The organism is Aporhodopirellula sallentina SM41 (assembly GCF_000346505.1).
Lineage (GTDB): Bacteria > Planctomycetota > Planctomycetia > Pirellulales > Pirellulaceae > Rhodopirellula > Rhodopirellula sallentina.
The window spans coordinates 1-9,595 of record NZ_ANOH01000272.1; the positions used below are offsets into that span (position 1 = coordinate 1).

Sequence of the window (9,595 nt, forward strand, 5' to 3'; positions counted from 1 at the left end):
GGACCCCTGTCGGATTACGCCTACCAACTCGTTGGTGGATTGCGAGCCGGGATGGGTTACCTCGGTACACGGACGATCGATGAATTACGTCGGGACGCGAAATTCCTTCGCGTTTCGGCAGCCACGGTGAGGGAGAACCACCCGCATGACATTGCGATCACCCAAGAAGCGCCCAACTACAGCCCGGATGTCCATTCCGGCGATTCGAACTGATTCGTCCTCATCGCGGGGACGCGTGCGAGCGTCTCGTGCCGCGATCGTCATCGCGGCGTGCGGCGTGTGGTTCGGCGGAGCCACCGCGTCGGCACAATATCCCGGTGCCGCTTCACATCCCGGTGCCAATTCACCGCGGCTGCTTTCCACGCCGGTCCCCACCTCGCAAAACAATTACCGGCCCGCCAACGCCGGTCATACGCAGCACACGCCGAACAACGCATCGGGTTGGAATGGCAACCCCGGCTTCCGCCCGGTACCCAAGGTTCGCTCGTCGGCGATGTACTCGGGGAACGCAAACGCGGGAGCCGCCCAGCCTTCGACACAGCGACCCGGTTGGAACCTGCAGTGGCGGACCAGCCCGCAAGTTGCCGCCGAACAAGCCCGCGAGATCAGCGACGCTGCCTTCGCCGAGTCGAACGAGCAGGTCCAGCAAAACGATCGCACGCATCAACCACGGATCGTCGCCACCGCGGCCGATTCGCGTCGCAGCATGTCTCCCCAAGCCGCGTCGCAGTCCAACAGGATGACGGTCCAGCCGAACCGTTTGCGTCAGGAGACCGCCGCCGACGTGCAACAGGTCGCGTGGTTGGCACAGCAAACCGAGGCCGGTGGCGGTGGGTTCTCGTTGCCAGGCAATGCGTTTCGTGACGGATCGGCGACTCCTGCGCCTGGAACCGAATTGGTGCAGCCCGGTCCAGCATTCCAAGTGCCCGACCCGAGCAACATGCAAGAGTTGCCGCCACCATCGCAACCTGCGCTACCACAGTCCGCACCGGAGTCGAGCTTCGGTGCTCCGTCTGGCGACGCGGCACCGTCGAGCGATCTCGAACGACTCTTTGATCGCAACAACGAACCGACTCAGCCTGAACCGGTGCAACCGCCCACGCAGGGTGACTCGTCGATTCGCGACATGTTGCAAAATGAACCGACCACGCCTCCTGAACCGGTGCAGCCCGCACCGATCCAAGAGGAGTTCGAGGACTCGCCTTCGGATCGCGACACGTTCGCCCCGAACCCATTCGGCCGAGCCGACGAGGAACGTCGAGACGATCCTCCCGAACTCGAACCTCGCAATGATCGCTCGCCTGCACCGTCGATCTTCGGTAGCGACGATGAGGGACCGACCAACAGCGGAACGGGATTGTCATGTGATGACTTCCGTGACCGAATCCGTGCCGCAACGATCGACCAAGTCTCGCTCGATCCGAGCCCTCCGTTTCGTCCCGACGTGATCGACAACGACGAGTTCGCGAAACTGAAGAGCAAATTCAGTGCGAAGCAGGAAGCACGCACTTGGCGGAGCATCGACGGACGTTCGCTCGGTACCGGGCGGTTGGACGATCTGGCCTACGAGAAGGCGATCATTCTGACTGAGTACGGAACCCGCGAAGAGATTCCGCTCAACCGATTGAGCGAACCGGACCTCGCTTACATCTCGCACAACTGGGGATTGCCCACCGAGTGCTTGATCGAACAGGTTGCCTACACGCCTCGCACGTGGACGCCAACGACGATGACCTATGCGGCGTCGAATCTGTGTCACAAACCGTTGTACTTCGAAGAGGTCAACTTGGAACGTTACGGTCACACCGCCGGGCCTTTGGCTCAACCCGTGATCTCGTCCGCACACTTCTTCCTCAATATCGCGGTATTGCCATACAAGATGGGTGTTCACTCGCCACACGAATGCCAATACGCACTGGGCTACTATCGTCCTGGTAACTGTGCCCCATGGATCATCCCGCCAGTGCCTTTGAGCGTGAAGGGAGCCTGGTATCAGGCCGCCGCAATCACCGGCACCGCGCTCTTGGTTCCATAGCAACATCGGCCATAGCAACGTAGGTCGTAGTAGCGACGTCAGATATTTCGAAGACGTATCAGCCGATCGGCGTTAGTCGCGGTGAACATCCCCGTCGCTGAATTCGCCAGAATTCAGCCCCCGGGCGTCTAGCGACATCGTCGACGTCATTCTTCAAAACGATCGAAACAGCGAAGACAAAAAGAAACCCTGGTTCGAAAATCGAACCAGGGTTTCTTCGTATGACCGACGCTCCATGGGGCAGTATCGTAGGGGCGATACGAGTGGGGCAAAGTCGCGTCGGTTGGTCGTTGATGTTTGGAATGAACACGTAGCCGAAGTCGCGAGACTTCTTGAGTACTCAAATCCTATCCGAGTAGGATTGTTAAATCCGTTGGCCGCCGGGCGTTCGCCTCGGGTGTCTGATTCAACCGCGGCTAACGCCGACCGGCTAAAGGTTCCTCGAAGTGCTCAGGTTTCTCGAAAAGGATGATAGAGCAGTAGCTGGATTCGTCCGAATTCGGGCTCACCGATTCAGGCTCCCGAAGTCTGGTGACATCGGGGACATCCTTTTCATGAACGCTCTAGTTGGCGGTAACCGTACCCGTCACGGTCGTTGCGTAGTCGCCCGATGGGAAGCTGCCATACGCGTCGGTGATGAAGCTGACCGCGAGGGCGAACGTGGCACTCGACGTGCCGTTGCTCGACGCCGTGACCGTTGCGATGTCGTCACTGTTGCTGTAGTCCGTGACGTCGGTCGCTTGGTTTACCGTCCAGGCGCCTGGTCCGGAACTGGTCGTGACGGCGAGACCCAACTGAGCATCTCGTTTGTAAGTCGGGTCGGCGGTGTGCACGAATGGTGATCCCGTGGCGAACGAAACCGTAACGCCTGAGAGGCTGTTGCCGACAACCGTCCACGCTTGGTTCGGGAACGATTGGTTTGCATCGGATTCGTCGTGCGTCAGAGCCGCGTCAACCGGTGCGGTGATCGACAGATTGGATGGAACGGTAACGGTGAATTTTTGGCTGTCAGAGACTTGAGCGGAGGCGTTGGAGGCAACACCGCAAGCAACAACGGCGGTCAAAACAGCAACGATCGAACGGATTTGTGAAGTCATGATGGAAACTCTTGAAGGATGCGAAATACCAACCGCGTCCAGTCCGCGTTGGCATCTCTAAAAAGGGGACATGCATAGTTGTGTCGCCTTGTGTTTGTTGGCTGTTTGCCAGCCGTCGTTGGCGACACCGAAACTTAGGTTTGCGTTGATTCCGAGCAAATCGATTGCGTGAGAAGTCCTGCTAACCCTGACGCGAATGCTCGGAAAGACGCGCACGAAGCGGCTTTCTTCACGTTTTGAGCGTCGTTGTGGATGGCTCTCATGCTCAAATCGAAAAGTTGGTGGAGGGGTGAGACTCGTGTGTCGCTCAGTTCTCACCTGTTCGGTTCGAGCGTTGTTCGTCGGGGTGTGTCAGGTTCGATGAATCGACGCGTCGGGACGCGTGTCAGAGGGGCAATCGGTCGCTCGTCGGAGGCTACCGCGGCGGGCAAGGTGAGTCGTTTTGTCTGATCAGAATTCAAAAAGTGACGCCATTTTTGCAAGTTGCCCATTTCCGCATGGGTCGGGTATCTTGTTCGGCATGGATGCAATCACAAAAAACCTGACTGCGGCGCAGACCGACGCGGTCACTCATGTCGACGGACCGTTGTTGATTATCGCTGGGCCCGGCAGCGGTAAAACTCGCGTGGTTACCCACCGAATCGCCTACATGCTGCAGCAGGGCGTTCGTCCGTGGCAGATCGCGGCATTGACTTTCACGAACAAGGCGGCCGATGAGATGCGGACGCGGCTGAATTTGCTCGCGCCCGACCAACCGGTCTGGATGGGAACTTTTCACCGGTTCTGCGCCCAGCAGCTCCGTCGGTACGCGTCTTTTGTCGGGTTGTCGGAGAATTACTCGATCTACGACATGGCGGATTCACGCTCCGCGATGAAACGTGCGATCCAGGCGGCGGGGGTCTCGACCAGCCACGCGACGCCCGAACAAATCGCCTCGGCAATCTCGAAGGCGAAGAACCGATTGATCACGCCCGAGAGCATGCAGCAGCAGTCCGGTCGGGCTAGCGATGCGGTCGCGGCGCGGGTGTATCCGGTCTACCAAGAGCAGTTGTTACTCGCCAATGCGGTCGACTTCGACGATTTGCTCTATCACTTCGCCCGGTTGTTGCGAGAGAACCCGGAGGTCCGCGGGGAACTCGACGCGAAGCTGAAGTACATCATGGTCGACGAGTACCAGGACACTAACCTCGCTCAGTATGCGATCGTTCGCGCGATGTCGGTCGACAACCCGAACCTCGCTGTCACCGGGGATCCCGACCAATCGATCTACGGATGGCGGGGGGCGGACCTGAACAACATCCTGGACTTCGAGAAGGATTACCCTCACGTCAAAACGGTCCGTTTGGAACAAAACTACCGCAGCACGCCAAACATCCTCGCGGTCGCGGACCAATTGATTCGGCACAACCGTCGTCGCAAGGCAAAGGAACTCTACACGGACAATCCTGACGGAGAGAACGTGGTCCTGCGGCAGTACCAGGACGGCTACGAGGAGGCCGATGCGATCGCCGATGAGATCGCGTCGCAAATGATTGCCGGAAACGCCGAGCCACGCGACTTTGCGATCTTCTGCCGCATGAACGCGTTGACCCGGTCGCTCGAACACGCATTGCGAAATCGCGGGTTGCCGTACCAAATCGTCAACGGCGTCGAATTCTATCAACGCAAAGAAGTGAAAGACCTGCTCGCTTATTTGCACCTGATCAACAACCCGGCTCACGACGTCGCGTTGCAACGAATCATCAATACGCCGGCGCGGAGCATCGGTGCGACGACGCTCGGGCGTTTGCAGAACTACGCCGACGAGCAACGCATCCCGATGCTCCAAGCAGCACGGCAGGTGGACGAGATCGACACGCTTTCGAAACGATCCAAAACGATGGTGCGGAGCTTTGTGTCGCTCTACGATCGTTTGCGAAAGAAGGCCACGGAATCGCTCGAAGACCTCGTCCGGTATTTGGTCGAAGAAACTAAGTACATCGAGTATCTCGAACGCACTTCGGTTGAGAAAGAGGACGCCAATCCGGTTGAGAACGTCGACGAGTTCCTGTCCGCCGCGGTCGAGTTCGATCGCATGCACCCGGAAGATGGCTCGCTCGAAGCGTTCCTCGAACAAGTCGCGTTGGTGTCCGACACGGACAAATTCGAAGACTCCAACAACCGCGTCACGTTGATGACGTTGCACGCGGCCAAGGGGCTCGAATTCCCACGGGTGTTTGTGATCGGCGTGGAAGATGATCTGTTGCCGCACTACCGCAGCAAGCAAGACGATCAGCAGCTCGAGGAAGAACGGCGGTTGTTGTTCGTGGGCATCACGCGTGCAAAGCAGTGGTTGCAGCTCAGCTATGCGAAACGCCGCAGCATGCGTGGTGATTTCCGCGTCGCGATTCCGAGTATGTTCCTGAGCGAACTGCCGAGGGCGGACATGAACGTGATCGAGTCGTTTGCTGATCGCGATTTCTTTGACGACTCGGGGGACATGGATTACCCGGACTCATGGGATTTCGTGCAAGAGCCCGCTCCGGAGGAAGAAGGCGAGAAGGAATACCGGTCTGATTCGGTTGAGTCGTCCGCTGTCACAACCGACCCTCCAGAATCGACCGAGACGGCGGTCGCTTCGTCAGCGGTGGAATCGCCGACGGGTGACGCGTCCGATTCGGTGTCGGTGATCCCCGATGTTTACATGGATCCGCCGGCTAAGAAAAAGAAGCCCAAGTCGCGTGGAGGAATCACGGTAGGGCTGACCACGGCGAGCGAGATGTTGTCGTCCGATCGCGTCCCGTTGGGAGCCTACCGCGAAGGCAGCACGGTGCGACATCCCGATTACGGCGAAGGCACAATTATGGAGCTGACCGGACGAGGCCCCAAACGCACCGCCAAAATCCGCTTCGCCGACGACGATTCCGAACAGACATTCCGTCTCGCATTCGCCAAACTCGAATTAGTCGACGCGAGTTGAGCGCCGTCTCGACGTGCCAGGTGTCCCAGGCAAGCAAACAGCCGGACCTTCGGCCCTGAGGTTTGCGTGGAACCGTTAACCCAGCCCGTTGGGCTGGGCTAGATAAACGTCTGGGCCTTTGGCCCGAAATCCGACCAACGGCAAACTCAATGCAGCAATTCGACGTGTGGGTTCGTTGTCAGTAGGCGGTGCAGCGAACTTTGTATCTCTGCGGCACTCGGTTCGTATTCCACTTGATCGTCAAGGTCGATGATGCTTGTTTTCACCGCGCCGATGGTGAACTGCCTCGCATCGGTTTTGATCGTCTCATAGGTTCCGGTAACCAATCGTTGCACGCAGCCACGGTTGCCGGAAACCTCTCCGTCGTAGTCGAGGTAGCGCACGCGGTGATCCGGCAAGAGCGTGGCTTCGATTTGCGTCGAGCCGGCGAGCGCCACGGAAGTTGCCAGTGTTTTGACTGGCAATGCTTCGTCGGGCGATTGCTGAAAGAACCAGTCGAGATGGTCGGTGACCGGGGTGGGGGATTCAGTGCCCGGCGATGGTTGTCGTTTCAAACCGGATGCGACCCGGTGCAGCGAAATGGTAAACCGCAGGCTCACGACATTGGTGGCAGTTGATGCCCCATCTTTTCGCGTTTGGTTTCCAAGTAACGTTGGTTGTGCTTGTTGACGGTCGGAACGATCGGGACTTGATCGACGACTTTGAGGTCAAAGCCACGCAAGTTAAACGCTTTGGTTTTCTTCGGATTATTGGTCAACAACCGAACTTCGGAGAGCCCGAGATCTTTGAGGATTTGCAATCCGACGCCGTAGTCGCGCATGTCGGCTTTGAAACCGAGGGCGTGGTTGGCTTCGACGGTGTCGAGGCCGTTGTCCTGCAACGCATAGGCGCGAATCTTCTGGGCCAATCCGATTCCTCGGCCTTCCTGCGGCAGATAGATCAACGCACCGCGACCTTCGTGCCCGATCATTTCGAGAGCCATGTGGAGTTGGTCACCGCAGTCGCATCGCAGCGACGCGACCAAGTCGCCGGTAAAACAACTGCTGTGCATCCGGACCAAAGGTGCGGGGCCGGGAGCGGACAGGTCGCCGAATACCAATGCGATCGGTTCTTGCGCCTCGTAGTCGACCTTATAGACGATGATTTCGAATTCGCCGTAATGCGTCGGCAGCGTGGACGTCGCAGACCGGCTGACGAGTTTTTCGCTGACGCGACGATGAGCGATCAGTTGTTCGATGCTGATGATTTTGAGGTTTTTCTCGCGAGCGAGGACCGCCAAGTCCTCACGCGACGCGCGGTCACCCGATTCGTTGAGGATTTCGCACAGGACGCCGACCGGTTGGAGGCCCGCCATGCGAGCCAAATCTACCGAGGCTTCGGTGTGACCTGCTCGCCGGAGCACGCCGCCTTCTTTGGCGAGCAACGGGTAGACGTGGCCCGGACGCACGAAGTCGTTGACGTCGACGTCGTTGTCAGCGAGTCGCCGGATCGTTTCGCTGCGTTCGGCCGCGGTGATCCCCGTGCGGGCGGTGGCGATGTCGATCGGCGTCAGGAAGGCGGTCTGCAGGGGGGCGTTGTTCTGCGTGACGACTGGAGAGAGTTCGAGTTTTTTGCACAACTCCGGAAGCAGCGGGGCACACAACTGGCCGCGACCGCCGAGGATGAAGTTGATCGTTTCCACGCTCGCTTTTTCAGCGGCACAGACGAAATCGCCTTCGTTTTCACGGTCTTCGGCATCGATCACGATGATGACCTCACCACGAGCGATGGCCTCAACGGCTTCGGGAATGGTGTTCAACTCGATAGAAGACGACATGGCGGTGTGGGGAGGTGCGTGGAGATTGCGGACAACGATCGCGAGCGCCAATGCGACAAGGCATTGGATGTGCGAGGCGTTTGCCGCGTTCACACTACCCGCGTCTGCGGTCCTATGATGGACTGCGACCGCCGAACTGAGAAGTCCAGGCGTTTGCGGGAATGATAGTACCCTGTGCACCCGCCGCGACGCGACCTCATTCGGCCGGCGATGTTGGCCGCCCCGTGCGGTCGGGTGACGCGGAACGACGGATCAGAACGAAGATTCCGTCATCAGTTCGTCTTCCTCGTCTTCGGCATCCTCGGGATGGCTCATCGGAAGATAGATGACGTGGGTGAACGTCCGGACGGATTCGATGGTCGTCTCGGTGTCGGTGTCTTGCTCCCCGCCGATCTGCAACGTCACCCTGACGGCCGGAGGGAGATAGCCCATCTCATCGCTGCTGAAGTAAGTCAGCCAGTTCACCCCGTCGAAATACTCGAATTCGATCGCGGTGACTTCGGGGCTGATGACTTCACCGACCGAACTCAGCCGCGATAGCCCTCCCGTGGTGGCCGCGTAGGTGTTGATCGTTCGGTCGAGTTCACGCCGCACCAGACCACCGCCGGTGGTGTTCATGCCGGGGATTCCGTTCGCGATGGCGAGTTCCTCGATCGCGTCGAGATTCGAGCCGGTGCCCTCCGGTTGGACGAAATAGCTAATTGTTTTGATGTCGCTCGGCCGGTCGAGCAGTTTGCCGCCGGAGATCGCCAACGTCGGGTCGATCACCGATTCTTCGAGCAGTGGCAAACGGCTGATGTCGACCTGCAGTTGCAGCGAGTTGCCGATCAGGCCGGGTGATTGCAGGACCGTGCCCCCGAGGCTCGAGTCGAGCGTGGAGGCGTCGGCGGTGTCCTCGGCGAGCGGATCGCTCGACAAGTCGGTGGACGCTGAATCGTCCGGCAGGTCGTCTTGAGGTTCACCCGAATCCTCGCCGGTGGAGATGCCGAGCGCCGAGAGTGGCGCCGATGCCGAGGCCAGAACATCCGATAGCGGCGATGTGTCGACCGGTCGGGTTGTCAACGTCATTCGCAGGTCGTCCTCGATCATCTGCAAGACCGCCGAGGCGATTTGGGATTGGCGGTAGGTGGTTTCCGCGGTCGACATCTCGCGAACGTAGAACGTCATCACACTGCTGACGAGGGTCATCAGCACGACGCAAAGGCCGAGCGTGAGCAGCATTTCGAGCAGCGTGAAGCCTCGAAATGTTCGGCGGCGGGATGCGGGTGGCGACATGATCACAAAAGTGTTTGACGTGGGTTAGGCGTTGGACAGGCGTTGGACAGGTGTGGAGCAGGCGTGGAGCAGGCGTGGGAGAGTGTGAATCGAACCACTGGAGAGAAAGCGTTTCGCTCGCGTGAGTTCAGAGACCGGCTTCGGCCTCCTCCTTGGCCGCCTCTTCTTCGGCTTCGAGTTCGGCCAGACCGAGCATCGGATCGATCATCCATCGCGTCAGCGAGTAAGTCGCTACGGGAGGACCGCCGCTTTCATCGATCGCCTGAACCGTCACTCGCAGGGCGAGCATGCCGTCGATGGGAGCCGGTGCGACGTCGACTTGATACTCAAACGGCGTCGTCGACAGAGAATCCATCGGTTCGGTGGGCGTGGGTGGAATCGCTGCCGGGCTTTGCACTTGGCTGTTGGCGAGG

Annotated in this window: 7 protein-coding genes and 1 pseudogene; 3 read left to right on the forward strand and 5 right to left on the reverse strand. The window is 59.2% G+C overall.

The window, feature by feature from the left end; all coding sequences use genetic code 11:
* The coding region (locus tag RSSM_RS18020; RefSeq protein ID WP_044302933.1) for an IMP dehydrogenase at nt 1-213 on the forward strand (213 nt) is incomplete at its 5' end.
* A complete protein-coding gene (locus tag RSSM_RS18025; protein WP_008681827.1) occupies nt 188-2,035 on the forward strand; it encodes a hypothetical protein in 1,848 nt (615 codons plus the stop codon). The genes RSSM_RS18020 and RSSM_RS18025, both read left to right, overlap by 26 nt.
* Before the next feature lie 563 nt (nt 2,036-2,598).
* On the opposite strand, the gene RSSM_RS18030 is transcribed toward RSSM_RS18025, so the two are convergent.
* On the reverse strand, nt 2,599-3,132 hold the full coding sequence (locus RSSM_RS18030; RefSeq protein ID WP_008681831.1) for a hypothetical protein: 534 nt from the start codon (nt 3,130-3,132) through the stop codon (nt 2,599-2,601).
* 520 nt (nt 3,133-3,652) lie between these two features.
* Here RSSM_RS18030 and RSSM_RS18040 point away from each other — a divergent pair.
* Entirely contained in the window at nt 3,653-6,091 is a 2,439-nt protein-coding gene (locus tag RSSM_RS18040) for an ATP-dependent helicase (protein ID WP_008681838.1), read from the forward strand.
* Between the two features lie 146 nt (nt 6,092-6,237).
* Here RSSM_RS18040 and RSSM_RS18045 read toward each other — a convergent pair whose 3' ends face one another.
* The 4 genes and pseudogenes from RSSM_RS18045 to RSSM_RS18060 form a co-directional block, all read right to left on the reverse strand.
* Entirely contained in the window at nt 6,238-6,690 is a 453-nt protein-coding gene (locus tag RSSM_RS18045; RefSeq protein ID WP_008681840.1) for a hypothetical protein, read from the reverse strand.
* On the reverse strand, nt 6,687-7,907 hold the full coding sequence (locus RSSM_RS18050; RefSeq protein WP_044302941.1) for a bifunctional 3,4-dihydroxy-2-butanone-4-phosphate synthase/GTP cyclohydrolase II: 1,221 nt from the start codon (nt 7,905-7,907) through the stop codon (nt 6,687-6,689). Before RSSM_RS18050 ends, RSSM_RS18045 begins: the two co-directional genes overlap by 4 nt.
* A gap of 252 nt (nt 7,908-8,159) precedes the next feature.
* The gene (locus RSSM_RS18055) at nt 8,160-9,182 is read right to left on the reverse strand and encodes a hypothetical protein (RefSeq protein WP_044302937.1); all 1,023 of its coding nucleotides are present in this window, start codon (nt 9,180-9,182) and stop codon (nt 8,160-8,162) included.
* A 127-nt stretch (nt 9,183-9,309) separates the two neighbouring features.
* Nucleotides 9,310-9,595 (reverse strand): annotated as a pseudogene (locus RSSM_RS18060) (prepilin-type cleavage/methylation domain-containing protein); the annotation flags it as partial.

Excerpts from the sequence above, each read along its gene's own strand:
- RSSM_RS18030 (WP_008681831.1), bottom strand. The coding sequence starts at position 3,132 with ATGACTTCACAAATCCGTTCGATCGTTGCTGTTTTGACCGCCGTTGTT.
- RSSM_RS18040 (WP_008681838.1), top strand. The coding sequence starts at position 3,653 with ATGGATGCAATCACAAAAAACCTGACTGCGGCGCAGACCGACGCGGTC.
- RSSM_RS18050 (WP_044302941.1), bottom strand. The coding sequence starts at position 7,907 with ATGTCGTCTTCTATCGAGTTGAACACCATTCCCGAAGCCGTTGAGGCC.
- RSSM_RS18025 (WP_008681827.1), top strand. The coding sequence starts at position 188 with ATGTCCATTCCGGCGATTCGAACTGATTCGTCCTCATCGCGGGGACGC.
- RSSM_RS18055 (WP_044302937.1), bottom strand. The coding sequence starts at position 9,182 with ATGTCGCCACCCGCATCCCGCCGCCGAACATTTCGAGGCTTCACGCTG.